25 protein-coding genes and 1 pseudogene are annotated in these 25,529 nt (G+C 60.4%); 16 read left to right on the forward strand and 10 right to left on the reverse strand.

The window, feature by feature from the left end:
- The first annotated feature begins 6 nt into the window (after window positions 1–6).
- Window positions 7–309 carry a hypothetical protein gene (locus FO013_RS19160; RefSeq protein WP_143924164.1) on the forward strand — a complete coding sequence of 101 codons (303 nt, stop codon included), beginning with the start codon at window positions 7–9 and terminating at the stop codon, window positions 307–309.
- On the opposite strand, the gene FO013_RS19165 is transcribed toward FO013_RS19160, so the two are convergent.
- The 5 genes from FO013_RS19165 to FO013_RS19185 form a co-directional block, all read right to left on the reverse strand.
- Window positions 285–779 (reverse strand): hypothetical protein, encoded by a 495-nt coding sequence (locus FO013_RS19165; protein WP_260848277.1) that lies wholly within the window; start codon window positions 777–779, stop codon window positions 285–287. The two genes, FO013_RS19160 and FO013_RS19165, sit on opposite strands and share 25 nt — an antisense overlap.
- Window positions 776–1,882 (reverse strand): adenosine deaminase, encoded by a 1,107-nt coding sequence (locus FO013_RS19170; RefSeq protein ID WP_143924165.1) that lies wholly within the window; start codon window positions 1,880–1,882, stop codon window positions 776–778. Before FO013_RS19170 ends, FO013_RS19165 begins: the two co-directional genes overlap by 4 nt.
- 90 nt (window positions 1,883–1,972) lie before the next feature.
- Window positions 1,973–3,121: a BMP family ABC transporter substrate-binding protein gene (locus tag FO013_RS19175; RefSeq protein WP_260848278.1), complete on the reverse strand. Its 1,149-nt coding sequence runs from the start codon at window positions 3,119–3,121 to the stop codon at window positions 1,973–1,975.
- 42 nt (window positions 3,122–3,163) lie between these two features.
- On the reverse strand, window positions 3,164–4,333 hold the full coding sequence (locus FO013_RS19180) for an amidohydrolase (protein WP_143924166.1): 1,170 nt from the start codon (window positions 4,331–4,333) through the stop codon (window positions 3,164–3,166).
- A gap of 161 nt (window positions 4,334–4,494) precedes the next feature.
- The gene (locus FO013_RS19185; protein WP_143924167.1) at window positions 4,495–5,610 is read right to left on the reverse strand and encodes a mannose-1-phosphate guanylyltransferase; all 1,116 of its coding nucleotides are present in this window, start codon (window positions 5,608–5,610) and stop codon (window positions 4,495–4,497) included.
- 316 nt (window positions 5,611–5,926) lie between these two features.
- On the opposite strand from FO013_RS19185, the gene sdhC reads away from it, so the two are divergent.
- The 7 genes from sdhC to FO013_RS19220 all read left to right on the forward strand — a co-directional run bounded on the left by sdhC (window position 5,927) and on the right by FO013_RS19220 (window position 12,750).
- Complete coding sequence (sdhC, locus tag FO013_RS19190; protein ID WP_101572978.1) at window positions 5,927–6,304, forward strand: succinate dehydrogenase, cytochrome b556 subunit; 378 nt, start codon at window positions 5,927–5,929, stop codon at window positions 6,302–6,304.
- Between the two features lies 1 nt (window position 6,305).
- Window positions 6,306–6,758 (forward strand): succinate dehydrogenase hydrophobic membrane anchor subunit, encoded by a 453-nt coding sequence (locus FO013_RS19195; protein WP_143924168.1) that lies wholly within the window; start codon window positions 6,306–6,308, stop codon window positions 6,756–6,758.
- A 10-nt stretch (window positions 6,759–6,768) separates the two neighbouring features.
- Complete coding sequence (gene sdhA / locus FO013_RS19200; protein WP_143924169.1) at window positions 6,769–8,529, forward strand: succinate dehydrogenase flavoprotein subunit; 1,761 nt, start codon at window positions 6,769–6,771, stop codon at window positions 8,527–8,529.
- Window positions 8,529–9,326 carry a succinate dehydrogenase iron-sulfur subunit gene (locus FO013_RS19205; protein WP_096157341.1) on the forward strand — a complete coding sequence of 266 codons (798 nt, stop codon included), beginning with the start codon at window positions 8,529–8,531 and terminating at the stop codon, window positions 9,324–9,326. Before sdhA ends, FO013_RS19205 begins: the two co-directional genes overlap by 1 nt.
- Window positions 9,327–9,636: 310 nt before the next feature.
- Window positions 9,637–10,890 (forward strand): D-alanyl-D-alanine carboxypeptidase family protein, encoded by a 1,254-nt coding sequence (locus tag FO013_RS19215; protein ID WP_143924170.1) that lies wholly within the window; start codon window positions 9,637–9,639, stop codon window positions 10,888–10,890.
- 364 nt (window positions 10,891–11,254) lie between these two features.
- Window positions 11,255–11,419: a hypothetical protein gene (locus FO013_RS22480; protein WP_186293211.1), complete on the forward strand. Its 165-nt coding sequence runs from the start codon at window positions 11,255–11,257 to the stop codon at window positions 11,417–11,419.
- Window positions 11,420–11,634: 215 nt separating this feature from the next.
- Window positions 11,635–12,750 (forward strand): FUSC family protein, encoded by a 1,116-nt coding sequence (locus FO013_RS19220; protein WP_143924171.1) that lies wholly within the window; start codon window positions 11,635–11,637, stop codon window positions 12,748–12,750.
- Here FO013_RS19220 and FO013_RS19225 read toward each other — a convergent pair.
- Window positions 12,743–15,139, reverse strand: a complete 2,397-nt coding sequence (locus FO013_RS19225; protein WP_143924172.1) for an FdhF/YdeP family oxidoreductase — start codon at window positions 15,137–15,139, stop codon at window positions 12,743–12,745. The genes FO013_RS19220 and FO013_RS19225 overlap by 8 nt on opposite strands.
- 2,073 nt (window positions 15,140–17,212) lie before the next feature.
- On the opposite strand from FO013_RS19225, the gene FO013_RS19230 reads away from it, so the two are divergent.
- The 4 genes from FO013_RS19230 to FO013_RS19240 all read left to right on the forward strand — a co-directional run bounded on the left by FO013_RS19230 (window position 17,213) and on the right by FO013_RS19240 (window position 18,859).
- Complete coding sequence (locus tag FO013_RS19230) at window positions 17,213–17,701, forward strand: FBP domain-containing protein (protein WP_143924173.1); 489 nt, start codon at window positions 17,213–17,215, stop codon at window positions 17,699–17,701.
- A gap of 124 nt (window positions 17,702–17,825) precedes the next feature.
- On the forward strand, window positions 17,826–18,047 hold the full coding sequence (locus FO013_RS19235) for a hypothetical protein (protein WP_143924174.1): 222 nt from the start codon (window positions 17,826–17,828) through the stop codon (window positions 18,045–18,047).
- A 94-nt stretch (window positions 18,048–18,141) separates the two neighbouring features.
- Entirely contained in the window at window positions 18,142–18,273 is a 132-nt protein-coding gene (locus FO013_RS23005; protein ID WP_260848279.1) for a hypothetical protein, read from the forward strand.
- Between the two features lie 346 nt (window positions 18,274–18,619).
- The gene (locus FO013_RS19240; RefSeq protein WP_143924175.1) at window positions 18,620–18,859 is read left to right on the forward strand and encodes a hypothetical protein; all 240 of its coding nucleotides are present in this window, start codon (window positions 18,620–18,622) and stop codon (window positions 18,857–18,859) included.
- A 1,521-nt stretch (window positions 18,860–20,380) separates the two neighbouring features.
- On the opposite strand, the gene FO013_RS23010 is transcribed toward FO013_RS19240, so the two are convergent.
- Window positions 20,381–20,530: a hypothetical protein gene (locus tag FO013_RS23010; protein ID WP_260848280.1), complete on the reverse strand. Its 150-nt coding sequence runs from the start codon at window positions 20,528–20,530 to the stop codon at window positions 20,381–20,383.
- 16 nt (window positions 20,531–20,546) lie between these two features.
- Window positions 20,547–20,627, reverse strand: a pseudogene (locus FO013_RS23345) (hypothetical protein); the annotation flags it as partial.
- A 206-nt stretch (window positions 20,628–20,833) separates the two neighbouring features.
- On the opposite strand from FO013_RS23345, the gene FO013_RS19250 reads away from it, so the two are divergent.
- From FO013_RS19250 to FO013_RS19265, 4 genes are all read left to right on the forward strand, one after another.
- Window positions 20,834–21,151, forward strand: coding sequence for a hypothetical protein (locus tag FO013_RS19250; protein ID WP_143924177.1), 318 nt, complete (start codon window positions 20,834–20,836; stop codon window positions 21,149–21,151).
- A 438-nt stretch (window positions 21,152–21,589) separates the two neighbouring features.
- Window positions 21,590–21,868, forward strand: coding sequence for a site-specific integrase (locus FO013_RS19255; RefSeq protein ID WP_143924178.1), 279 nt, complete (start codon window positions 21,590–21,592; stop codon window positions 21,866–21,868).
- A gap of 162 nt (window positions 21,869–22,030) precedes the next feature.
- Window positions 22,031–22,354, forward strand: a complete 324-nt coding sequence (locus tag FO013_RS19260) for a site-specific integrase (RefSeq protein WP_143924179.1) — start codon at window positions 22,031–22,033, stop codon at window positions 22,352–22,354.
- 295 nt (window positions 22,355–22,649) lie between these two features.
- The gene (locus tag FO013_RS19265) at window positions 22,650–23,381 is read left to right on the forward strand and encodes a hypothetical protein (RefSeq protein WP_143924180.1); all 732 of its coding nucleotides are present in this window, start codon (window positions 22,650–22,652) and stop codon (window positions 23,379–23,381) included.
- Window positions 23,382–23,931: 550 nt separating this feature from the next.
- Here the strand turns inward: FO013_RS19265 and FO013_RS19270 are convergent.
- A complete protein-coding gene (locus FO013_RS19270; protein ID WP_143924181.1) occupies window positions 23,932–24,609 on the reverse strand; it encodes a hypothetical protein in 678 nt (225 codons plus the stop codon).
- A 507-nt stretch (window positions 24,610–25,116) separates the two neighbouring features.
- Window positions 25,117–25,263: a hypothetical protein gene (locus FO013_RS22485; RefSeq protein ID WP_186293212.1), complete on the reverse strand. Its 147-nt coding sequence runs from the start codon at window positions 25,261–25,263 to the stop codon at window positions 25,117–25,119.
- Window positions 25,264–25,529: the final 266 nt, after the last annotated feature.

Raw genomic sequence — 25,529 nt, forward strand, 5'->3', positions numbered from 1 at the left:
CGCCCGATGTGTCACATCACGGGCGAGGCACGTCAGGGAATCCCGTCCATTGCAGCGGGGGCGGCAGATGCCCTCGACGCCCGGATGCTCAACGCAACCATCGACTGGCAGATCAGGCCCACGGCCGATGAAGCCTTCGCGACCAACGATCATTCCGACGCCGGCTGGGACGCACAAGTCCTCGATGAGTTCGAGGCGCTAGGTGTCGAGCTCGCGCCGCTGGCTCAGCGGCTGACGAACGTCCTGACACGATTCGAGGGAATGCGGCACCGAGGTCTGAGGCCTCAGCCTTCGAGTGCCCGATTGTAAGCGTCGACGACCGAGGGCAGGAAATACCCCAGAAGCACAGCAAGCGCCGTGACCAGGCAGGCCAGGCCGAGCCACAGGGATCCGGCGATGACGCTGAAGGCGAAGACGATGACGAGCAGTTCGAATGCGATCGCCGCCGGCCGGGCCCAGCGATGCAGTTTCCATGATCCGCGCGCTGCAGCGGCCACGCCGGCAGCAAAGATGAGGAACATGACTGCCAGTCCCAGCAGTGAACCTGCAAGTGCTCCTGCGCTGAATGCGGTGAGGATGAATGACAGGGCGGACCCCAGGAGGGCCAGCACCTGAATCCCGAGAACCACAACGACCAGCAGCATCGCTCGTGGGGTGGGAACACCGTGACCGTCAGACGCCGACGAACCGCCCGTGCCTGTTGATCGTCCCGACGCCGATGAACCACCCGACGGCGAGGAGCCGTCGGGTGTGTTCGAACGCTTGTCCCGTGAACTCAAATATTCACCCGGGCGAACCCTGGAATGAGGATCTCGTCGAGCATGCGCTCGCGCACATCGAGTGGCAGGAACGCCGCGGTGACAGCGTTGACGGTCGCCCATTCGAGGTCGGTCTGCGTCCAGCCGGCCTCATCGACGAGCAGACGCATCTCACGCGTGACCGACGTCGCTGACATCAGTCGGTTGTCCGGGTTGATGGTGACGGCGAAGCCCAAGTCCTTGAGGCCGGTGATCGGGTGAGAGGCGATGGTGCCGCCGATGTCGGTCTGCAGATTCGAACTGGGGCACAGCTCGAGCGGGATCTGCTGATCGAGAACCCAGGCAGCCAGGCTGCCCAGCTGACCTTCGCCTTCGACGATATCCATGTCCTCGACGATGCGGGCACCGTGGCCGATGCGCTGGGCATGGCAGATGGTGAGTGCTTCGTGGATCGAGTCCTTGCCGGCAGCCTCACCGGCGTGGATCGTCACGGGCACATAAGCCTGGTGGAGTGCGTTGAACGCGGACAGGTGCGCCGAGGGCGGGAAGCCGTTCTCCGGGCCGGCGATGTCGAAGCCGACGACTCCGGATTCGGATCCCTTCTCGCGGTGTCTGATGGCCAGTTCTGCAATGGCCATGGAATTGTCCGCCTGGCGCATGGCTGTGATGATCTGGCCGACGCGGATGAACTTGCCGTCGGAGGATGCTTCGATGACTCCGGCTTCGAGTCCTTCCTGAACGGCTTCGACGACCTCATCGAGTTCGAGTCCGCCTTCCAGGTGCTGCTCAGGAGCCCAGCGTGCCTCAGCGTAGAACACCCCGTCGGCGACCTGATCGAGGACCCATTCCTTGGCCACCCGCATCAGGCCCTCACGACTCTGCATCACGGCAGCCGTGTGAGAGAAGGTCTCGAGATAGCGGACCAGATCACCGGAGCTCGCGGAGTCGTGGTACCACTTGGCCAGCGCATCCGGTTCGGTTGCGGGCAGTTCGTGGCCGACAGAGGCGGCCAGTTCGATCAGCGTGGCGGGGCGAAGGCCACCGTCGAGGTGATCATGGAGGGAGACTTTGGGCAACTGCAGGATCGGGTCGTCTGCTGCGACACCAGCGGGATTATTCAACACCCGCACAGCTTATCGGATCAGCGTGGAAGAACGATGTGCGAAACGTGCCCCGCCGTCGATGTCACCGCCGTCGATGCCTCACTCCGGTGCTCAGGATTTCCTTGGATCGATGTCCCCGCTCTTGATCCGCTCCCGCAGATCGGCGATGCTGCGCCCTGCGTCGGAAGTCTGGCTGAGGAAACCGTCCTCGGCGGCGACCCTCACACCGCCGTTGTCGATCGTGCCCTTGTAGCGGCGGTCGGCAACAAGGAATCCACCCATCTCGGTGGGATCCTCTTTCGAGGCTTCGGCCACCTCGTCGGGATTCTTGCTCTGCGGCCATTCGGGGAACATGCTCCGCAGCCCCCTGCGGATGTTAGGTTCGATGGTCGCGATGATCGTGTCGCTGAAGGCCCCTGGTGCTCCATACCAGATGACCTTCGGCAGAATCGGATCGCTGCCCTTGTCGTCCGGCTTCGGCTCGTCGGTGGTCAGAGCCTGCTGCTTCTCGGTGGCCGCGGTGACCACTCCCATCGCAGCCGACGACCCGAAGGGGACGACGACGTCGACGTCGGAATCATGGGCTGCGTCGAAGAAGTCCTTCCCCGCATCGCTGGTATCGGCCACAGTCCGATCATCGACTGCCGTTTCCCGGAAGGACTTCACATGCTCGACGTCCTCATCGGCTTCGTCGTTGTAGAGGTCGACCCCGGCGTCGAAGGCGTCGAGTATCTTCTTCGCCTGCGGGAACCCTCGTGACACGACCGTGCCGACCTCGCCCGACTCGCTGGCCGTTGCCGCAATGTATCCGGCGATGAAGGCCGGCGGCACGAGGTCGAAGTCAATGCTGAGCACATTGTCCGGGAAGTCATCGTGACCGCTGGCCACACCCAGGTAGAGGTTCTTCGAGTGGGTTCTGGCCTGGTCTTCCAGTTCGTCGGCACCCCCGGGTCCGAGCACCGTCGTCAGTGCGCAGTCCTTATCGTTCATCCTCGTCAGCGCCGCCGAGGTGGCCGCTGAGTTGGTCACCCGCTGGCTCGATGTCGCGGAGAGCAGTCCGTGAGACCGCGCCAGCTCCGTCTCTGCCAGGGTCAGTGCCCCGGCCGAATGGTCGTCGAAGCCGGCTGGGGCTGAGATCATGCATCCGAGTGTTTCGTCCTCGACAGGTTCGGGGGCCGACATCGAACAGGCGCTCAGGGCCACCAGGCTCAACGCGCTGAAGCCGGCACCCAGCACCGTGCTCATGACCTTTGTTATCATGTCTCCAAGATTATCGGTTCTATCTGTGTCCCCGGTGGGGCATCAGTTCCGCTCGAGGACCCTCAGCGCGGTGGCGGTGAATATGCGGGCGGCGATCTCGACGCTGTCTTCGTCGATGAGCAGGTCGCCCTGGTGGATGTCGTACGTTGTGCCGCCGGGGGTGCGGGTGCCCATGCGCACCAGGGCCCCGGGGCAATGCGTGAGGTACCAGGCGAAGTCCTCCCCGCCCATCGACTGCGGGGTCAGCTGGACGGAGTTCTCACCGAGTTCTCCGCGGACAGCGGACTCGATGAGCGCAACCTGGTCTTCGGTGTTGACCACCGGCGGAACACCTCGGCGATGGTCGAGGTCGACGGTGACCCCGTACGGCCCGGCGATCCTCTCGACCAACTCGGGAAGCACCTCGGCGACCTGGTTCCAGCCGTCGACGTCGAGACAGCGCAAAGTCCCGCGCAGAATTCCCTCACTGGGAACGACGTTGGCCGCGTGACCGGCGCTGATCTCGCCCCACACGAGGGAGATCGCGTGGCGCGGATCGATGAGACGGCCCAGCGTCGAGGGCAGGTCGGTGGCGAGTTTGCCCAGCGCGTAGACGAGGTCTTCGGTCAGGTGGGGCCGTGAGGTGTGCCCGCCGTGGCCTGAGAGACGGATGATGACGGTGTCGCCGGCCGCGGTGATGGCGCCGATGCGGGAGCCTATCCGACCGACGTCGACATTGGGGTCGCAGTGGACGGCATAGACCTCGGGCACATCGTCGAGGACACCCTGGGAGATGATGCGCAGCGCCCCGCCAGGGGTGACTTCCTCGCCGGGTTGGAAGATGAGGCGGACGCGTCCGCCGAGCCCGCCGGGTGTGGATTCGTGAAGTCTCTGCAGAGCGATGCCGGCGCCGACGAGTCCGGTCAGGTGCACGTCGTGGCCGCAGGCGTGTGCCACACCGGGCACCGTTGAGGCGAAGTCCTCGTCGATGAGGTCATCGATGGGCAGCGCGTCGATGTCGGCTCGAAGCCCCAGGGCGATCGGACCCTCGCCGACTTCGCAGACGACGCCTGTGCCCTCGAGCCGCCGAGGTGACAGACCGGCCGCTTCAAGACGTCGGATGATCTTGTCCGTGGTGTCGAACTCCTGGAAGGACAGTTCCGGGTGCGCATGGATGTCGCGGCGGAAATCGATGAGCTCTGCACCGATCTCAGCAATTGTCGAGCTGATCACGTCTGGTCCTTCTGGGAGCGCGACGCCGCCTGGGCGCGTTTGGGATATCTGAGACATTGACTGCAATGCTAAGCACTCGGCGTCACATTTGGGCGCACTGCGACCAAATTCGACATACTCCGCCTGCGACACCAGCCTCGGAGACCGGATACATCACTTGCCTACAGCAGGTCGTCGAGGCCGCGCTCACCGGCGGCCGAGACTGCCTTCTTCACATCCTGGGCATGGGACCGGGAGGTGATGAGCAGGACGTCCTCGGTGTCGACGACGACGAGATCGTCGAGGCCGACGATCGCAACCGTGCGCGGCTTCTTGGACTCCGAGAAGACGACACCTGAGGCGTCGATCTCGAGGAGGTCGCAGTTCTGACCGATCGAGATGACCCCCGCTGGCTCACCTGGCACCGGCTGGCGCAATCGTGCCACGGAGTCGAAGTCGCCGACGTCGTCCCAGCCGAAGTCGCCGGGGATGACGATGACACGGCCGGCCGCGGCAGCGGGCTCGGCGACGACGTAATCGATGGCGCGCTTCTCCAAATCGGGCCACACTTCGGCAAGCACCTCGGCCTGAGCGTCGGAACCCCACGCTTGCGCAATCCGAGACAGACCTGCATACAGGGTCGGATCCTCGGTTTCGAGGACCTCGAGGAGGGCGGAGGCCTTGGCGATGAACATGCCGGCGTTCCAGCGGTAGCGGCCGGAATTGACGTAGGCGCGGGCCGTGCTCGCAGCCGGCTTCTCAGCGAAGGCCATGGCTCGCCGCGCAGTCGGTGCGCCGTCGAGGCCCAGCAGGTCACCGGTCTCGATGTAGCCATAGGCGGTGGCGGGGTTGCGGGGCATGATGCCGACGGTGACGATGTCACCGGTCTCAGCGGCAGCGCAGGCCTGGTCGATGACCAGCCGGAACTCGTCGACGTTGGTGATCGAATGGTCTGCTGAGAACGAGCCGACGATCGCGTCCGGGTCTTCCTGTGCGATGAGCATGGTCGCCAGACCGATCGCGGCTGCCGAATCCTTCGGCGAGGGCTCGGCGAGGATCTTGTGCACCGCGATCTCGGGAAGCTGCTCAGCGACCTGATCACGGTGGCTCTCCCCCGTCACGACCCACACCTTCTCGGGTCCGACGAGGGGTGCGACACGATCCCAGGTCGACTGGATCAGGCTCCGGCCCGTACCCAACACGTCATGGAGGAACTTCGGCGATGCCTTGCGGGAGAGCGGCCAGAGCCGGGTTCCGGATCCGCCGGCGGGGATGATGGCGTGGAAGTGTGTGTTCACACCATCAGTGTCTCAAAGTTCGGGCACTCTCTGACCGATGTTCTCCGCCGTGTCGGGGTGAGGAGAACCGTAACCAGACTGGCTCCAATCCGGAAAGGATCCCGACTCACCAGGTCAGCCCGGCGGCCAGAAAAGTTAGCACACAAGATTGTGATGTAATTGAATTTCGTCGTATCCGAGAATGACCGCTGTGAGGGAACTGCCAGGAACTTAATGTGATCCACCACGCTCAGGCGAAGCTCGACTGGCAACCAGGCGGCGTTCGGCGTAGTTTCTTGATGTACACAGTCGATTAATCCAAGATGGAGGATGCTCCGTGGCCAAAGCGTCTACGGGCACTCTGTACCGAGGAAATGAAGGAATGTGGTCCTGGGTCGCGCATCGCGTCACAGGCGTCGGAATCTTCTTCTTTCTGTTGGTCCACGTGCTCGATACTGCACTCGTTCGCGTCTCACCCGAGGCCTACAATGCCGTGATCGGAACCTACAAGACCCCGTTCATGGCCATCGGCGAGATCGCACTCGTTGCCGCAATCGCATTCCATGCGTTCAACGGCCTTCGCGTCATTCTCGTCGACTTCTCGAAGAGCGGACCGAAGAATCAGAAGAAGCTGTTCTGGGGAGTCATCATCGTATGGCTCATCATTATGATCGCCTTCATCCCCCGCCAGCTGATGCACACGTTCGGAGGATGACATGAGCACAACATCGATCCCGGCTCCGCGCACCGGCTACTCGCGCCACAAATCAACACGTTCGAAGTTCGAGATGTTCGCATGGCTGTTCATGCGCATCTCCGGCGTCGTCCTCGTCATCCTCATCTTCGGCCACCTCTTCGTGAACCTGTGGGCCGGAGAAGGCGTCCAGGCCATCGACTTCGGGTTCGTGGCCGGCAAATGGGCCAGCCCGTTCTGGCAGATCTGGGATCTGCTGATGCTGTGGCTGGCAATGCTGCACGGCACCAACGGCCTGCGCACCATCATCATGGACTATGCCGAGAAGCCCGGCACCCGCATGGCCCTGCAGATGATCCTCTACATCGCTTCGATCATCGTCATCGTGCTCGGCACGCTCGTCATCTTCACATTCGATCCCTGCCCGGCCGGAGCCGACCCCGCATTGCTGGCGTCGTTCTGCTCGGCCGCATAGAAGGAGAAACATGCAGGTACATCAATACGACGTCATCATCGTCGGTGCCGGTGGCGCCGGGATGCGTGCAGCGATCGAATCGGGCCAGCGTGCCCGGACCGCAGTCCTGACCAAGCTCTACCCCACGCGTTCGCACACCGGTGCGGCCCAGGGCGGCATGTGCGCCGCACTGGCGAATGTGGAAGAGGACAACTGGGAGTGGCACACCTTCGACACCGTCAAGGGCGGTGACTACCTGGTCGACCAGGATGCCGCCGAGGTCATGGCCAAGGAAGCCATCGACGCGGTCCTCGATCTCGAGAAGATGGGGCTGCCCTTCAACAGGACACCCGAAGGCAAGATCGATCAGCGTCGCTTCGGTGGTCACACCCGTGACCACGGCAAGTCCCCGGTCCGTCGCTCCTGCTACGCGGCCGACCGCACCGGTCACATGATCCTCCAGACTCTGTACCAGAACTGCGTCAAGCACGGTGTCGAGTTCTACAACGAGTTCTACGTCCTCGACCTGGCCATGACCGAGGTCGACGGAGTCCGCCGTCCGGCGGGCGTCGTCGCCTACGAACTGGCCACCGGCGAGATCCACCTGTTCCAGGCAAAGTCGGTCGTCTTCGCAACCGGCGGCGTGGGCAAGGTATTCAAGACCACCTCGAACGCACACACCCTGACCGGGGACGGCATGGCTGTGGCCTACAACCGGGGCATCCCGCTCGAGGACATGGAATTCTTCCAGTTCCACCCGACCGGCCTGGCCGGTCTGGGCATCCTGCTCTCCGAGGCGGCCCGCGGCGAGGGCGCGATCCTGCGCAACTCCGATGGTGAGCGCTTCATGGAACGCTACGCCCCGACGATCAAGGACCTCGCTCCTCGTGACATCGTGGCCCGTTCCATGGCCAATGAGGTGCGCGAAGGCCGCGGCTGCGGTCCGAACAAGGACTACGTCCTGCTCGACCTCACCCACCTCGAGCCCGCGCACATCGATGCGAAGCTGCCCGACATCACCGAGTTCGCCCGCACCTACCTCGGCGTGGAGCCCTACACGGAGCCTGTGCCGGTCTTCCCGACCGCGCACTACGCCATGGGCGGCATTCCGACCAATGTCGGCGCCGAGGTGCTCGCTGACAACGACAACGTCATCCCCGGCCTCTACGCCGCCGGTGAGGTTGCCTGTGTGTCCGTCCACGGTTCGAACCGCCTGGGTACGAACTCGCTGCTCGACATCAACGTCTTCGGCAAGCGCGCCGGCATCGCCGCCGCGGAATATGCGAAGACCGCTGACTTCGTTGAGCTGCCGGAAGGTGCCGAGGGCGATACGGTCGCACTCCTCGAGAAGATGCGGACCTCCGACGGCACCGAGCGCATCGGCGCCATCCGCAAGGATCTGCAGGAGCTCATGGACGCCAACGTCCAGGTATTCCGCACTGACGAGACTCTGCGCGAAGCGCTCGACGAGATCGCGAAACTGCGTGAACGTTACAACAACGTCGGCATTCAGGACCGCGGCAAGCGCTTCAACCTCGACCTCCTCGAGGCCGTCGAGCTGAACTTCCTGCTCGAACTCGCCGAGGTCATCTCCGTCGCCGCCATCCACCGTAAGGAATCACGCGGTGGGCACTTCCGAGAAGACTTTCCGGATCGTGACGACGAGGGATTCATGCACCACACGATGACGTACCTCGATCCTGATTCCGAGACCGACGGCATCAAGGGCATGCGTCTGGAGACGAAGCCCGTCATCGTCACCCGTTACCAGCCGATGGAGCGTAAGTACTGATGAGCACCGATACCTCAACCGAAACCCCGGAGCCGGCCTCGAAGATCGACCTGCCCGACCATGTGGCCGGCGACAGCGGTTCGATCCCGTCGTTCGACTGCACCTTCCAGATCGCACGCTTCGATCCCGAACAGGACGAAGAGGCGCACTGGGAGGAGTACAAGGTCACCATGTACGGCACCGACCGTGTCCTGGACGCCCTGCACAAGATCAAGTGGGAGGAGGACGGTTCGCTGTCCTTCCGCCGTTCCTGTGCCCACGGCGTGTGCGGCTCCGATGCCATGCGCATCAACGGCCGCAACCGTTTGGCCTGCAAGACCCTGTTGAAGGATCTGGACACGTCCAAGACGATCACCGTCGAGGCGATCAAGGGTCTGCCTCTGGAAAAGGATCTCATCGTCGACATGGAGCCCTTCTTCCAGTCGTACCGTGAGGTCATGCCGTTCCTCATCACGTCCGGTCACGAGCCGACGCGTGAGCGTCTGCAGTCGGCCGAGCAGCGTGAGGCATTCGACGACACCACGAAGTGCATTCTCTGCGCCGCGTGCACCTCGTCGTGCCCCGTGTTCTGGACCGATGGCCAGTACTTCGGGCCGGCAGCCATCGTCAACGCGCACCGCTTCATCTTCGATTCGCGTGACGAAGGCGGAGACATGCGCCTGGAGATCCTCAACGACAAGGAAGGTGTGTGGCGTTGCCGCACCACCTTCAACTGCACCGAGGCCTGCCCTCGTGGCATCGAAATCACCAAGGCCATCGCCGAGGTGAAGCAGGCAGTCCTGCAGCGCGCATTCTGATCTGAACTTCTGAATCGCCGAGGCGGTCGTGCACTTTTCGTGCACGGCCGCCTTTCGCGTCCCCGCGGGGGTTGAGTGGTGTGGGCGCCCTGGGTGTGGGCGCCCTGGGTGTGGGCGCCCAGGGTGTGTGCGCCCTGGGTGTGGGCGCCCAGGGGTGTGTGCGTGTGGGCGCCTGGGTGACTTGGCCAGCCTGAGTCAGATTAGACAGGTTTGAACCAGCTCAGTCTGACTTCGACTGTCGAAATGCTGTGCTCAATCGCACGAGAGTCCCTGAGGACGACTGCTCCTTCACCGTCGTAGACTTGTACGCATGCTTTCTACCCGCTCTTCCTCTGCGTCGCTGACGACAACTGCCTCGCATTCGTTCGGCGTGGGAGTGCGCCTCATCATCAGCGCCATGCTCGCATTGCTGCTGATCGGGGCGCAGCTGGTCCTCTCCCCCGGCACCTCGCACGGTGTGGGCCAACCGGGTGAGAAGCAGGAGAAGGTCTACGAAACACCGGCGGACCTCGGCGATGAAGCGAAGCCGCCGCAGCCGGTGGGCACGTCGTGGCTGGTGGGTGACCTCGACACGGGTGAAGTTCAGGCGGCGCACGATATCGACAAGAAGCACGCACCCGCCTCGACGATCAAGCTGCTGACCGCGCTAGCTCTTGTCGACGTGCTCGACGATCCCAAACAGAAGGTCGAGGCAGAGTTCGAGGACATGGAGATCGACGGCACGAAGGTCGGTCTCATGCAGAAGAACGAATACACCGTCGACCTGCTCTTCCACGCGATGCTGATGTCGAGTGCCAATGATGCCGCCAACGCCCTCGGTCGGGCCGCCGGCGGCCAGGAGAAGGCCGTGGCACTCATGAACAAGAAGGCCGAAGAGCTGGGGATGACGAACACTCACGCAGCCAACACCTCAGGCCTCGACGACACGAAACAGCACATGACGGCCTCAGACATGATGAAGCTGGCGTGGGCGGTGTGCGAGAACGATTACCTGATGGACGTCATCAGCACCGAGACGTACAAATTCCCGGGTGGCAAGAACCCGGATACTAAGGAGAAGTTCAAGGGCTACGAAATTCAGAACCATACGAAGATCGTCGGCCAGATCGACGGTGGGTTGGGCCTGAAGAACGGATTCACTCGCCAGGCCAAGGGTGCCTATATCGCCGTTGCCGAACGCGACGGGCATCGTGTGGTTTCGACGATGCTAGGCATCGACAACAACTCCCGCCAAGCCGCGGTCGACCTGCTCGAATGGGACTTCGCCCAGAAGGACCCGAAGTCTCTTCAGACCGTCCCTGTCGGCCAGTCGATGACGCCCAGTGCCGATGCGACTGCTTCGGAGAGCGGCAGTGATGCCAGCGGCGCCGACGCCGCTTCGGTCGGCACCGAGATGGACTCAGGCGATGGTGGCGAGGCGACTGAGTCCAAGGCCTCGGCGAAGATCCTCGGCGTCTCGAATGAAACTCTGCTTCCCGTCGGAATGCTGGTCGTTGCGGCTGCGCTTCTGATCACCGCGCTCATCATCTTGCTGAGTCTGCGTCGCGGCAAGACCTTCCGCTGATCAACCACTGTTTTGACTTCTCGTTTCCGATGCGGTTAAGCTGATGTCTTGCGTTCGGAGTCGTCCGGCTTCATTGAACCATCTGATCCGCTGAGCACGATGACACGTCGCTCATGAGTGAGAATTCAGATCCAGGTTCGACATTGCAAATGATTCGCCACGGACACTGTCTCACTTCGAATCGCAGATCCCCCACCGTGAAGGATCAACCCACACCACGGTGACATTTCAGCGGGCCAGCATCCGATTCGCTCCGATACTCGGCCAGCACCTCGGCGACCGCCCCGTCGCCACCACGAAAACAATGAGAACGACATGCGTTGATGCATGCCGTTCGACGAAGTAGCTAAGAAAGGAGGGAACGATGACTCAGTTCCCACAGTGGGTCCAGCGTGCCATTGAGCATGCAGGACTGATTGATCCGAAGATCAGCACCCGCAACGGCAAAGTCACGATCAGTGACATCACCGGCCGCGTCGTGCTGTTCACCGGTTCATCGCTGCGTGAGATCACGCCGCTGGCGGCCTGATCGCCGCCGTCTGTCGGGTTTTCCTTCGCACTGCTGGGTTTTAAGCAGAGCGAGAACCACGACAGTCTGAGCTCTGCCCGACATTTCGCAGGTTTCACCTGCAGGAATGTCGGGCATTTTCATTCTCCGCCCATTGCCCCTCGCCCACGCCGGTCAGCTACCATATATGCCTTGTAGGGTGATAACTCCATGCATTCTGTCCGAAAGGACGACCATTGCAGCAGAACTCACGACACCAGCTATCGTTTCTGGCCAGACGTCCCGAAGTCGTCACCGACATTCTTCAGGTCGTCAAGACGGTGATCGCGGCCACCGGCGCCTGGTGGCTGTCTGATAGCGTCCTGAACTCCCAGATGCCGTTCCTGGCTCCGTGGGCGGCGCTGCTGACAGTCCATGCCACCGTCCACCGCTCGCTGTCTCGCGGAGCGCAGTCGACGATCGCCTCAACCCTCGGTGTTGCCTTGTCCTTCGTCATCGGCAACTACCTGGGGGTGAGCATCTGGACTTTTGCTCTCGCGCTCCTGGTCGGCCTCACTGCTGCGCGGCTGCCGTGGATCCGCGATGAAGGTATTGCGATTGCAACAACCGGAATCTTCGTCCTCGGCAGCGGCTTCGACAGTCAGCAGCCCTTTCTCGGGGAGCGGATCTTGGAGCTCTGCGTCGGCGTCGCCGTCGGCATCGTCGTCAACCTCCTGGTGATTCCGCCTCTGCGCGATCAACAGGCAGCTCGCTATGTCGACAGCATCAACCGTCGCATGGGCGACATGTTGGTCGACATGGCAGATGAACTGGATGACGGCTGGGACACAGCCGATGCCGATGATTGGTTCGAGGAGACCGAATCGATGAGCCACGAGTTGAGCTCGGCATGGCAGTCGGTCAGATTCGCTCGTGAGAGCCAGAGGGCAAACCCGCGTTATCGTGTTCGCCGGAGACGCAACCCATCCGGTGAAGCCCACGATTCGGTGTCATCGGCAGAGGAGACTAACTACGAGAACATCCTGCAGCGGGTGGAAGAAGGCATCTCGCATCTGCGTCACCTGACCCGGACCCTACGTGAGGGCTCATATGCAAGGGGTGAATGGGACACTCACTTCCGCGAACAGTGGACCTCCATCGTCCGGGACGCAGGACGGGCGATTGCCGACCCCGATGCGGAGGTCGAACCGGTCTTCAAGCGGCTCGAACAGTTGTCGGTGAAAATGGCCAACGATGACGGCCTCCCCGAGCGTTCCTGGGCTCTCTACGGTTCGCTGATCGCAAGCATGCAGCATATCGCCGCCATCGTCGATGACGTCGCCTCGGCACGATCGGCGCGCGAATCTAGCTGACGCTGGAGGCTGCGGGCGCCTCGGCACTGTTCTGCACCGTGCTGGCCTCGGCCATGGTGGCCTCGACCACCTCGTCTCTGTCGTCAGCACGTGGCTCGAAGCGGACCATGACCGCCTTGAAGCCTGGTGTGTTCGACTCTCGTGCCACCAGGTCACGATGGACGAGTGCATTGGCTTCGGGAAAGTACGCTGCCACGCAGCCCCGAGCAGTCGGGTAAGAGACCATTCGGAATTTCTCGGCCCGACGCTCCTCACCGTTGAAGACGGAGACGACATCGACGAGCTGTCTGTCCTCAACGCCCGCAGGTGCGAGATCAGCGGGGTTGATGAGTATTACGCGCCGGCCGCCGGAGATGCCCCGGTACCGATCGTCGAGCCCGTAGAACGTGGTGTTGTATTGATCGTGCGAGCGCATAGTCTGCAGAATGAGGTGGCCTTCAGGCGGAATCAGGTATTCGAGCTGGCGCGTGGTGAACTGTGCCCGACCTTCTTCTGTCGCGAACGAGCGCTCGTCCCGTGGAGGATTGGGCAGGACGAAGCCGTATTTGTCGCGGACACGAGTGTTGAAATTCTCGGTTCCGGGGATGACTCTGGAGGCATGGTCGCGGATGACATCGTAGTCCTGCGCCATCGCCTTCCAGTCCACCACATGGTCGGGACCGAAGACCGCCTCGGCGATTCTGGCAAGGAGGACAGGCTCCGCCAGCAGGTGGTCGGAGACCGGCTCTAAACGTCCCTGTGTCTTGCTGACCACGGACATGGAGTTCTCGACAGACAGGAACTGAGCTCCCCCGGGGTGCTTATCATCGCGGTCAGTGCGTCCCAGTGTGGGCAGGATGATCGAAGTCTTGCCGTGGACGACATGTGAGCGGTTGGGTTTCGTCGAGATGTGTACCGTGAGTCCGGTCTGCTTGAGACCGGACTCCATCAATGCTGTGTCTGAATTCGCCATCGCCAGGTTTCCACCCAGCGCCATAAAGACATCGACATCGCCGCGTGCCATGGCCCGCATCGCCTCGGTGGAGTCGTAGCCATGTTCACGGGGCGCATCGATCCCGAACTCGGTGTCCAACAGGTGCAGGAACTCCTCTTTCGGCTTCTCCCAGACCCCGAACGTACGGTCACCTTGAACATTGGAGTGTCCCCGTACCGGGCACGCTCCTGCTCCCGGCTTGCCGAAGTTTCCCTGCAGGAGCAGCAGATTCACGATCTCCTTGATCGTGTCAACGGAGTGCGGCTGCTGTGTGATGCCCAATGCCCAGCAGAAGATCGTGGCCTTCGAGGTCGCCAGCATTCCGGCGACATGTTCAATCTCCGCGCGCTTGAGTCCAGTGGCGAGTTCGGTCTCGTCCCAATCGAGTTCCTCTCGTGCCTGCGCGTAGGAAGCGAAGCCCTCAGTTGATGAGTCGACGAAATCACGATCGACGACAGTGCCTGGAGCCTCAGCCTCCATCTTGAGCAGCAGATGCCCCAGGGCCTGGAACAGGGCCTGGTCTCCGCCGACCCGGATCTGGAGGAACTCATCACTGGTTCGCTCCCCGTCTGCCAGCAGTCCTTTCGGGGTCTGCGGATCTTTGAAGTTCAGGAGCCCGGCCTCCGGCAGCGGGTTCACCGCGACGACTTTGCCGCCGTTGCGTCGGCATTCAGCCAGGGATCCGAGCATGCGGGGGTGATTCGTTCCAGGGTTCTGTCCCACGACGAAGATGAGCTCAGCCTTGTTGAGATCTTCGAGGGACACGGTGCCCTTGCCGATCCCGATTGTGGGACTCAGCGCCGAGCCGGAGGACTCGTGGCACATATTCGAGCAGTCGGGAAGGTTGTTCGTCCCGATGCTCCTGGCCAGGAGCTGGTAGAGGAACGCCGTCTCATTGGGTGTGCGACCCGAGGTGTAGAAGACGGACCGGTCAGGCTCGGTGGCCCGAATGTGTTCACCGATGATCTCGAAGGCTTCGGACCATTCGAGGGGCGAGTAGTGTGTCTCCCCCTCCCTGATGATCATCGGGTGGGTGATTCGACCCGACTGCCCCAGCCAATACTCGGTCTTCTTCTCGAGAACGGAGATCGGGTGCTGTGCCCACCATCCGGGCGTCGCCACACGTGTCGTGTTCTCCTCGGCAAGTGCCTTCGCGCCGTTTTCGCAGAATTCGATCTTCTTCCGATCACCAGTGATCGATTCCGGCCAGGCGCAGCCGGGGCAGTCGACGCCGTCGGGCTGGTTGACTCGGAGCATCGACCGCACGGTCCGGCTGGCTCCACCCTGCTTGAGACCCCGTTCGAACGAGACCTCGACGGCCTTCAGACCCGCCGCCGCAGTCTTGGGTTCGGTCACCACCAGATCGGATTCGTCGATATCGTCGAATTCGACTTTTCGCCCACGCACACGTGTCATGAAGATCGCCTCTGATCTTGAGATGGAATTGATATATCACACCCTATCCTGTTGTCCGTGGACTGCACACTCCTGGATCTGGGAGTTGCCGGGCCGGTTCGCCAACTAAGGCGGTACGGGCCTGCGAAGAGGTGGACACTCAGAAGTCCCAGTCGCCGTCTTCCGTGTTCTCGGCCTTGCCGACGACGTAGGAGGATCCAGATCCGGAGAAGAAGTCGTGGTTCTATCGACCGCGCTGGTGAGAGCCCCGTTCGCTGAATACCTGGAGATGTTGGCCGGGGCCTGAAGGGGGCTGATTGTGGGTGTTCTGAGGTCACGTGTGCTCGTTTTGTGCTCATGTCTCCGGGGCCACCACACATGGACCGATAACAACTTCACAACAGTGCTTTAGTCCCTCAGAATGTTCGCAAAACGCATGTAGTGTATTCTCATGAAATCGTCGAGGCCGCCCGCGGATTCGGAGCGCCCCGACAGCTCACAAGTCTCACGCCTCTCATCGATTCCTCGCCACATTGAAGAGTGGCTCGACGCCTTCTTTGACGGCAGCCCCACTGTCCGCTTCACCTGCACTCCACAGTTCTACGAGCACATGTACTTTCGACTCCGAGAAGCAGCATCCGAGCACGGCTACGATCCTGACCTCATCGTCGGTCGCGGCGGTACTCTCGAATTTCGACTTCGAGCATCAGGACGAGAAGCGCAGACCGTCCCTGCCCAGGATGAATCGGTACACGAAGCCTCCAGTTCACCCAACCGGAATTCACCCAACCGGAATGAGCCGCAAATAATAGAATGCGCTTCTCCCGACGAGCTCATGACACGGCTCGAACTGCTGCGCGACAATATCTCACACGAAAGTGCCCACCGTCGAGAACTTGCGCGCCGGGCAGTGGCAGCAGGAATCAAAAAATCTCGCGTCTACATCAATGCTGGCGTTACCCCTCCGACTCTGAACCGATGGCTTCGCGACGACACCTCAGACGGCAACGATCACGAGCCAGACCGACACCTGATATTGAGACGGCTCCAGGTTGCGAACACACACATACGGTCGAGTAAGGCTCTGCTGCGGGAACTCGCGTCCGAAGCTGCGCTAGCAATAAAAGACGTATCCAAGGTCGCACGAGCGGCAGGAATATCACGACAGGCCATCTACCGCTGGCTCAGGATCCGCAAATCGACCAACGGCTAGCCACACACAGCGCGCTGTTTGAGCACTGGACAGCAAACGTGCCGCTCCTCCCACCACACGTCGTCTGCGTGCAGCCACGCGCCCAGCGTGGAGCAGCGCGCTCAGCGTGGAGCAGCGCCGGTCCTTGAACTCAACGAAGATCGCACCATCGAACCCTTGCCGAGTCGCCACCCCGTCGATTCCCTCCACCCCGTCACGCTCCCACTCGATGCGGGCACGCCCCCGCATGGGTGGGCGGTCTTGGAATGACGCACGGGCGTGGGGCGTGGACAACGTCGCGGATCTTCTGCCAGTAGCGCCAGGTCGCTGTGCCGTAGTCCTCGGATTCGGTCATAAGTTCTATGATGTATCCGCTGCCCTCTAGCCATGCCCTCAATGTTCAGTCCAGCCTGAGTATCTCACCCGGCCGAGTGCAGGACCAGGCACGGTGGCACGCGACCTGCCCACTATGGAAGGGCACGACACCAGTCTTGCGCGACAGGTCTGAGTTGAACCGGCGTCGTCAACGCGGATACAGTCGAAGTCGAAAACGTTCGCCGAGCCTTCTGGGATCGCCAGAAGAAGGGAATGGTGGCCTTCGTGGCCTGCTTCTAGTCCTGCTGCTCTAGAATCACCCGTACTACGCTTTCACAGCGAGACGGGTGATAGGTGACTCATGCCTGAGCATGGTCGACCTAGCGTCTATCCATTCCTCGTCACCGTCAGCGATTGCCACGTTAGCCATTCTCAGTTGGCCTCGACCATTCAGCGGTCCTTCTTGATGCGATTGAAGCGCGTCAGCGCGCGCAAAGAGGTTCGCGCAAGATTCCGCCGAAGCCCAACTGAACCGGTTCCGCGACTATTCGCTTGCAGGCAACAACTGAAATCAGAGAAAGCCAGTCATGCAGCAGCTCAATGCCACTCAGATAAAGAAGTCCTTCATCAACACCTCTCGCCGCGAAGCCGAGAAAATCACGCCGCCAGCTAATCTCGCTGAGGTCGGGTGGGCGAAACTCGAATACTTTGGTTGGGCCGATACGAAAATTCCACAACGCGCGTACATCATCGTCCCCGTAGACGACGTGCCACGTGGACTGATGCTAAGGGTAGTACCCATAGCGAAGTCCCAAGCGATGTGCAGTTGGTGCGAGGACCTGCACGAGACCATCGGCGTCCGGATGTTCACCGCGAAGAAGGCTGGGTCATCGGGGCGGAACGGTAATACGCTCGGGACGCTTATTCACGGCAATTTCGAATGTTCCGAGATAGTCAGGAACCCTCCTCGCGCAGTCGAAGGTCACAATGACTTCGAGACTCACGTATCGATGCGCATCAGCAAACTCAACGAGCGTGCCACGAACTTCGTCAAACGAGTTTTAGGCGAGAAATAATCCGCAATTAGGGTAGCCAGGCCCAACCGAGCCTGCGCCGGAACAACATAGGCCCCGCCGTAACCGCGGTGGGGCCATGTTGTGTCCGATATTCTGTTGCCATGCACTCACCGACGAGCCCAGCATGAGTACTTGTGCAGCAGTGTGGTGCGACCGGGATGCGGTTGCGCGTGGCCTATGGATGCGCTGCTATGCGAGGTATAAACCCGGCCTTGGCGGGAGCGAGACACGGCAGTACACGATGCGAGAGACCAAGGATCGTGTGCGCTACGCGGTGACTGCGCATCGTGAGGCGGGTGAGTCCATCGCCGACATTGCTGCCCCTGTGGGAGTCGACGTTGGTTAAGTGGTTCAGAGAATGGGGTATGCGACCGGCTGTTGGTACACGCGGCCGCTCGTTGGCGACGAGCCGGTGGAAGCCATGGACATGTGAAGATGCTGTGGTCGCATACACCCGCACGGACCTGCCGGTCGCGGAACGTGCTGCAATGCTCGGCCGCTCATACACTGCCGTGGCCGGGTACGTCCGCGACAACCGGCAACGATCGAACGACTCCTACGGAATCAAGTAGGCGCGAAAGGGCACCACTCGGACGAGCAAGTGATGGTCTGCACATGGACATCGGCGATATAATCCGATCCCGACACCGACCAGCATTGAAGGCTAAGTCTCATGGCTATTCCACGTGATCTCATCAGACTGACCATTGCCCTTGCAACCGCTGCGACGGTAGCAGCAGGAATCACCTCTATTGTCACCTTGGCACGATCTCGCAGGACAGAGGGCGACCAGAAATATCACCCTTGGGACCACACCGTCTCGCAATCTGACAGCGCCGCGTAGTCTCGAAATAGTCTTGCGAGCGGCACAAATTCCCTCGGTATAATAAGGGCCCATTCGAACTGTAAAGGTGAATCATGGACCTGACTCAGAACAGCAAAGGCGAGTGCACACTACGCAACGATGAAACCACGGCCGTCTATCACGTCGCGGTGACGGGTGAGGTGTTCAAGGACATCAACGTTCCGGAACTTCAACCGAATCAAGACATCCAGTTTGAATTGGCCCCGGCTGCCCAACGGCGTTCGGGCGAGTTGCGAGTCACATGGGAGACGCACCTAGGGGAAAAGCAAGTGCTCACGCAGGCACTTCACTAAGCAACGCCCAACTACCCAGACCCCCGCTGCGAGAGTAAGGCTGGGTCCTTGTCGATACCGGCAATCTACACCGCGTTCGCCGACAGTACTCGGTTTCGCAGCGCGAGTTTCCCTCCGGGCGACGAGCTTTTCCACCTGATATGGGAACTTCGTTCAAGACACCCCACTTGTACGCTGCTCCGAGTTCAATAGCTCGTCCGGCCTCTGTCTCACGTTGGCCCTACGGTACGGTAAGGCCCAAGTGAGCGGCCTTTGTGCTAAGTCAAACATCACCTGCTCGTGAGACAGCCTCATGAGACCACTCACAGGGCCATATCGCATTTTCGCCTCAACGACAGAGCCTGCACCTCCGAAAATGGAAGTGCAGGCTCCTTGATCCTCGATTAGAAGTGATACTGCGATGCTTCGAGTATTGCCCTCGGCTGGACTAGCGCACGGATGATGACCCAAAGCGTGAGCACAACCCAAATTGCAGTTCCGCACATCACCAACGGAGTATCACCAACACGCGTTCTCCTAAGTGCTATCGATTTCTTTCTTGGATGAGCTTATGGACACCTCAGATTTCATTGCCAGCCACCACCTTCATCGCGCTCCTCGCACTGTTCGCCACGATCGTGAGCACAATCGCTGAGGTTCAGTGCCGCAAGAGAGAACGCCGGCTCGATGAGTGGCGGGCAGTGAATTTCCGGAAGTTGATTAGCGAACCCGGGACACTGCGCATGGAACACGTTGGGTATGACCCTGCTGAAACAGCGGTCGTTGTGTGGTCTTCCGATGGCATGCCTGAGGACGAACGAGATTGGCAGGGCCTCGGGACAGTGGTTCCTTGGCAGATCATCACTCTGAGTCCTCCCGACCCGTCGTATTCGATTGCAACGGTGTCGTGGGAGACGCCTCGAGCTAGGTCCAACAATGACCATTCGCGTCAGTTCCCGATCGAGCACCCGGTTACTGGCCCACAATAATCTGTGCTCATGTTGGGCCAGTTCGCTGCTTCTCCGTCGCCAACTTGGCTTCTGCCCTCGCTGTTTACGTGTTGGGCGCGTATGGTGATGACACTCCTCACTTCCTGAACGGTTCCCTTCTGGGGCTTCCGTTTCGTCCCTTTAGGAAAACCTGAAACGGTGAGCGGACGTGGAGTGCGGAGTATCTGCCTCGGATGGTCGCGACTGTCCGAGGCGGCATAACTCGGCGGTTAGAGTTCGATACTCATCGTTGCCCCGATTACAGATCGCTGGGACAGCTCCTGGTGCACCCGACGGGGCGACATGCCAGGTCTCCCAGTTGTCTCGGCTGACCACCCACGGGTGAGCAATATCGTCGGCTTTCCACGCCGACCATTCCGGCCAAACAAGTTTCGACGCATCGCACGTGCGCTCCCATGCAGTGACGGCCTGCGCGAACACATCCTTGTCCTGGTGGCCCGGCCCGGTGATGTTGCAATTGTCGGCCTCCACGAATGGGAGCCATGTCGTCTCGTCCCACCATGTCGTCATGGCCAGCGTTGCTGTGCCGAGTTCAGTGCTCATCGTCGCCACCTGGTTCCTTCACGCCAGCTTTGTAAGCCAAGTAGTCATTCCCAGCGGGGTTGACCTGCTTGCGCATCTTGTCGAGGTCGGCAGGATCGATCCGAATATTGCGCTCCGAATCGGTAGGCTCTGAGTTCACCTTGCGCGATCCACCGGCGGACAGTGGTTGTCGAGGTCTGCGTCACCTCCGCAACCTGTGCGATGGTCAGATACGTCTTCATACTCTTCTCACTCATGCTCGGAGCTTGTCCTCACCCACGGGACCTCTCCCAACCCTGAGACGCGGTTGATGAGGTTCAATTGCGGTGCCAACGTTTGGCGAGGTTGCGTCCGCCAAGCACGCTCGCGTTGGCAGGTCTTCGCTCGCTCAGGTTCGACTTGAACTGTGCCGTGGCGAACGGAGAGCACTGCAATTCACCTCGAGTCGAAGTTGCCTACGAAGGTGCAGTTCGACGGAGAGTCGCAGCTCTGCCTTTCGTTGCCGGCAAAGGCCAGTTTTGTCAGTCTGACGGACAAGTTCACGGCGACTGGTGCGAAGATTTCCGGCACGATTGGTAGCGGCAGTTCGATCAGCGGCGGTGCTACCAAGAAGACTGTGACAGTGAAGCACTCGAAGAAGAAGCCAGGCAAGAAGGCCTGCAACAATAATGTCGATAGCGGGATCTCATTCAAAGGAGCGATCGTCCACGTGAAGCAGCAAGTCACAGGAGTGGTGACCTACAAGAACATCAAGTACACAGTTCAGGTTGGTGATCAGTAAGAGTGAGTGAACCTGCTCGTCGTTCAGTCCTGCTCACGGGCCTGAGTTATCCGCTCGTAATCGCAGGGGCCCTTTTTCTGTTCACCGGGACGACGGTACCTGGAGCGGTTCTGCTTGCGTCAGGGATCTTCTTGATTGGCGTGAATGAGTTCTGCCTCTATATCGCCAGAAGTAGCTCCGCACAGCAGGTCTCAGCTGGACCGAGTTATCTCGGTTGAGGCGTCAGGCATGTCTCGCGAACATTTGGTCGCGTTATTGGTGGCGCACTAGAACCACGCCCGTCATGTCAGCATCGCACCAAGTTCAACGACGCACGAATAGCCGCCACGAACGGCAACAACGCCATCTGGCTCGACGCCGACCTACTGCAGGTCGATAGACGTTGCGCAGTCCACGTCCTTCCCGAATTCAGAGCACTGTCCGTGTCGGGTGTGAAGCGTGCTCACGTTGCAGGCGATCCTCGAGCTCGCCCTCGATGACAAACTCATTGCTCGGAATCCAGCCCGGGGCATCAAAACGCTCCCTTCGATCAGGCACAGGAAGAACGTGTACCTCACCTACGAACAGGGTGAGCAAGTTGCGGCCGCTGCAGACCGTCATCACCTGATCGGGCACGCCGGGAGGTACGGTTACGTCATCCACATTGCCGCATACAGGGGCCGGCGGTGGAGCGAGATTGCCACCCTACGCCCGGACGACGTCGACCTCGAGGAGTGAAGGGTCCGCATTCGTGCAGAGGTCTCGAAGAACAGCCAGGAGAGCAGCGTCGGATATCCGGCTTTCATGCACGAGCGGTTCCGCGAACTCGTTGTTGCGGCAGATCTTGACGGTACGCTGATCCCCTCAATGTAGTCACCCAAGACCGAGGAGTCGTGGTTCATGAGCGTGAAGAGACAGGCCAGCTTGTCGGCAGTGTTTCGATTCGACGACCTCCGGCAGTCCGCCGCCTCGTTCGCGGTGCCAGAAGGCACTTCGGTGAAGGTCGTGCAGAACATGTCGGGCTACAATCAGGCGACGGTCACTCTCGACGTATACGCCGACCTATTCAGTACCGATGTGGATGATGTGGCGGCTCGGATTGATGCGGCACGGAATCGGAGTGGGCTCAAAATGTGCTTAAACGACAATTCTGCGGCGACAGGTGGGTGGATACAGGAAAGCGGCCCACCCAAGCATTTCTGCCGGGATGGGCCGCTGACCTAGTGTTTCAGAAGTCCCAGTCGTCGTCTTCCGTGTTCTCGGCCTTGCCGATGACGTAGGAGGAACCGGAGCCGGAGAAGAAGTCGTGGTTCATTCTTCCTCCCAGGTCAACCGTGCGATCCTTGAATTCTAGGACATTTCTACCTGGCCTTGCTGTGGTCTACCCTGGTTGGGTATGGGCAAAATCTGGGCGGAAAATGGGCATCACTTTCCCGACCACCACACTTGAACCGATAACAACTTAGCAACATTGCTTTGTCCCCTCCGAGCTCTCGCAAAACGCATGTAGTGTATTCTCATGAAATCGTCGAGGGAGCCCGCGGATTCGGAGCACCCCGGCAGCTCAGAAGTCCCACGCCTCTCATCGATTCCTCGCCACATTGAAGAGTGGCTCGACACCTTTTTTGACGGCAGCCCCGCTGTCCGCTTCACCTGCACTCCCCAGTTCTACGATCGAATGTACTTTCGACTCCGGGCAGCAGCCGATTCGCACGGCTACGATCCCAATATCATCGTCGGTCTCGGCGGCGCCCTCGAATTTCGACGCCGAAGTGAAGAGCAAGCCGAGATAGTTCAAGATCAACCACGTGCGGAAGTCCGCTCATCGACTGAGAATGAACCAGTCGACACTGAAGCACTCGCACCCGACGAATACATGTCACGCCTCGAGTATTTGCGGGACGAGATCGCACGCGACAACGGAGACCGTCAGGAGATGGCGTGCAGAGCAGTGGTAGCAGGCATGAAGAAACCTCACGTCTATAGCAACTCCGGGGTCACCGCTCCAACGCTCGATAAATGGCTACGTGACTACACGCCGCAGGAACATGATCAAGAGACTAACCGGCTCATATTGAGACGGCTGCAAATCGTCAACACGCGAATACGGTCCAACACCGAAGAACTGCGAGAGCTCGCAACCGAGGCGGCAATAGCGACAGGCCACGTCGCCATGGTGGCGCGGGCGGCAGGCCTGTCCCGACAGGCCATCTACCGCTGGCTTAAATTGCGCACTCGAGACGGCAATTAGAGCTCCAAGGTACGCCTACTGGACGAGCAGTTCGGTTTCCCTTCCCACCCCACGCCGCCCGACCGTCTATGCCTTGAGCACTCATTGATGACCGTCCAGGTGTAGAAATCGAGCCAAGGCGCCCTGCGACAGCTTTGTCCCTGTCAAAACTAGACCTATACTACGGAGTAACTAGCGGATCTGAGTTTTGCCAGACAGGGAAAGCGAGAAGTGATGCGAGACGTAGTCCAGCACCCATTCAAATTCGAGGGCGGCCCACTTCGGGGCCTCACTATGCACCTCACCGATGGCGGTGACTTCGAGTACAGCAACGGGTACTACGGTGGAAAATATGTAAACGGCGGGATCCGTGAAAGCGACGACGGTCCCGTCCGCCGAAGAGTATGGGCTTCAGACTACTCGACAGACCCCGACCTACAGCTCTAACACTGCTCGCAAAGATACGCGTTTCAGATTGGCACTGGCGGACGATCCTGGTACGAGCCGCGGGCGCTGGCTGCGTTGCGGATCTCCTGCCAGTACCGCCAGGTCGCGGTGCCGTAGTCCTCGGTCATGCGCTCGCCGGAATCCACAGTGGTGGCTCGTAGGTGTGGGACATTCTCCAATGTGGAGTGGCGGAGTCCTTGTTGATGTCCGACGTCTTCCAGTAGTGGATTTCCATCCACTCGCCGTTGCTGAAAATGCTTGTGTAGTAAAGGGTGACTCGCATTGTTCCGGGAGTGAAGTTCTCCTGTGAACCCAGACCGACATACTCGTGCGATTTACGGTCGCCTGCATATGACACGTGCTCACTGACCAATCCGCTTTCGGGGTTCGCAGCGGCGAATATCGGGCCGAACTTATGTTCCCCCTTCACGCCATTCTTCAGTTCCCATTCGACTCGCCCATCCTTCACGTCAAACTGTGATTGGTTGATGATGGTCAATCTCAGATCAAATTCTTTATCGCCCAAAGGCGGACCATCGATCTTTGGGGTGACGTTCAATGAGAGTTGCGGACGTGTCGCCACGGCCATCGCCTGATTCGCGTCCTTTGCCTGCAAGCGGTTCGCGTCGGCAGTTCGAAACGCGAGCGCTGCCGCAAAGACCGTGCCCAGGGTGGCAACAAACTGCGCCCAAGCCCCAACCCGGACACTCACGCTGTCGTCGGCCATGAACACGATCACGACGAGTGCGATCAGCGCAATAGCCGACCCGATACATATCCAAAACTTCCAGTTCCGCTTCATGCGGCAATCGTAGTCCGAGGGCATGACAAAAGCCCCGACCCCACCGTGAGGTGAGGCCGGGGCGGTTGGTTTGTTGAGGGTCGTTTAGTCTCGGGTGCTGTGAAGATCCTGCGAGGCGAGCAGTGGTCGGTCTAGAGTGACTTCAACCATTCGTTTGCATCTGCCCGAGAGGGATTCGAGTTGTATACGCTCCTCAACAATACTGACGACTCGAAGTTTGACCTGCATTTGGCTGGAAAACTCGTGGCTTCGCTGCACTACACATTCGATCCGTTCGAGAATGAGTTCCATTTCTTCCACTGCGAATCGTTCGAATCTGACGACGCTGACATTCACTGCAGAGAGGTCGTAAATCGGGCCATCGCTACAGCTCGGAAGAGTTGGTTGAAAGTACACGTCACGTGCCCGATTGCACTCAAACACATGGACTTGGGCGCTTAGCGAATGCACGGAGACGACGAAAAGGCCCCACCGCGTTCTGCGGTGGGGGCCTAAACGTTGTTTATATCAGTGCTTCGGTTCGTAGTCGTCGGGGACAGAGGTGGCGTCGATCTCCCGGTCGGGGTCGCGTTTGATGTACGCGCCGAGGACGGCTGCGGGTGCAGGGACTGCGGCGTAGATTACTTGTGTCCATCTTCCTACCCAGTCGAGCATGTCCCGGCACCTTCGAAAGTGGAAGTGCAGGCTCCTTGGTCCTCGATTAGAAGTGATACTAAGAAGTTTCGAGTGTTGCCCTCGGCTGGATTAGCGCACGGATGATGACCCATAGCGTGAGAGCAATCCAAATTGCAGTTCCGCACATCACCAACAGAGCATCACCAACAGATCCTGCCGGGGCACTCGTTGCGAGTAGAGCCGTACCAGCTGCCATAAGTGCGACACTGACAAGGCCGGCGGCGAGCTGGCCCTTCGTCAGAGAG

Source organism: Brevibacterium aurantiacum (assembly GCF_007558825.1).
GTDB lineage: Bacteria > Actinomycetota > Actinomycetes > Actinomycetales > Brevibacteriaceae > Brevibacterium > Brevibacterium aurantiacum_A.

What these genes read in the sequence shown, in the direction of transcription:
- FO013_RS19160 (WP_143924164.1), top strand. Translation starts at nt 7, where the DNA reads ATGTGTCACATCACGGGCGAGGCACGTCAGGGAATCCCGTCCATTGCA.
- FO013_RS19205 (WP_096157341.1), top strand. Translation starts at nt 8,529, where the DNA reads ATGAGCACCGATACCTCAACCGAAACCCCGGAGCCGGCCTCGAAGATC.
- FO013_RS19230 (WP_143924173.1), top strand. Translation starts at nt 17,213, where the DNA reads ATGCAGCAGCTCAATGCCACTCAGATAAAGAAGTCCTTCATCAACACC.
- FO013_RS22480 (WP_186293211.1), top strand. Translation starts at nt 11,255, where the DNA reads ATGACTCAGTTCCCACAGTGGGTCCAGCGTGCCATTGAGCATGCAGGA.
- FO013_RS19270 (WP_143924181.1), bottom strand. Translation starts at nt 24,609, where the DNA reads ATGAAGCGGAACTGGAAGTTTTGGATATGTATCGGGTCGGCTATTGCG.
- FO013_RS19215 (WP_143924170.1), top strand. Translation starts at nt 9,637, where the DNA reads ATGCTTTCTACCCGCTCTTCCTCTGCGTCGCTGACGACAACTGCCTCG.
- FO013_RS19225 (WP_143924172.1), bottom strand. Translation starts at nt 15,139, where the DNA reads ATGACACGTGTGCGTGGGCGAAAAGTCGAATTCGACGATATCGACGAA.
- FO013_RS19235 (WP_143924174.1), top strand. Translation starts at nt 17,826, where the DNA reads ATGAGTACTTGTGCAGCAGTGTGGTGCGACCGGGATGCGGTTGCGCGT.
- FO013_RS19240 (WP_143924175.1), top strand. Translation starts at nt 18,620, where the DNA reads ATGGACCTGACTCAGAACAGCAAAGGCGAGTGCACACTACGCAACGAT.
- FO013_RS19175 (WP_260848278.1), bottom strand. Translation starts at nt 3,121, where the DNA reads ATGATAACAAAGGTCATGAGCACGGTGCTGGGTGCCGGCTTCAGCGCG.
- FO013_RS19265 (WP_143924180.1), top strand. Translation starts at nt 22,650, where the DNA reads ATGAAATCGTCGAGGGAGCCCGCGGATTCGGAGCACCCCGGCAGCTCA.
- sdhA (WP_143924169.1), top strand. Translation starts at nt 6,769, where the DNA reads ATGCAGGTACATCAATACGACGTCATCATCGTCGGTGCCGGTGGCGCC.
- FO013_RS22485 (WP_186293212.1), bottom strand. Translation starts at nt 25,263, where the DNA reads ATGCTCGACTGGGTAGGAAGATGGACACAAGTAATCTACGCCGCAGTC.
- FO013_RS19195 (WP_143924168.1), top strand. Translation starts at nt 6,306, where the DNA reads ATGAGCACAACATCGATCCCGGCTCCGCGCACCGGCTACTCGCGCCAC.
- FO013_RS19260 (WP_143924179.1), top strand. Translation starts at nt 22,031, where the DNA reads ATGAGCGTGAAGAGACAGGCCAGCTTGTCGGCAGTGTTTCGATTCGAC.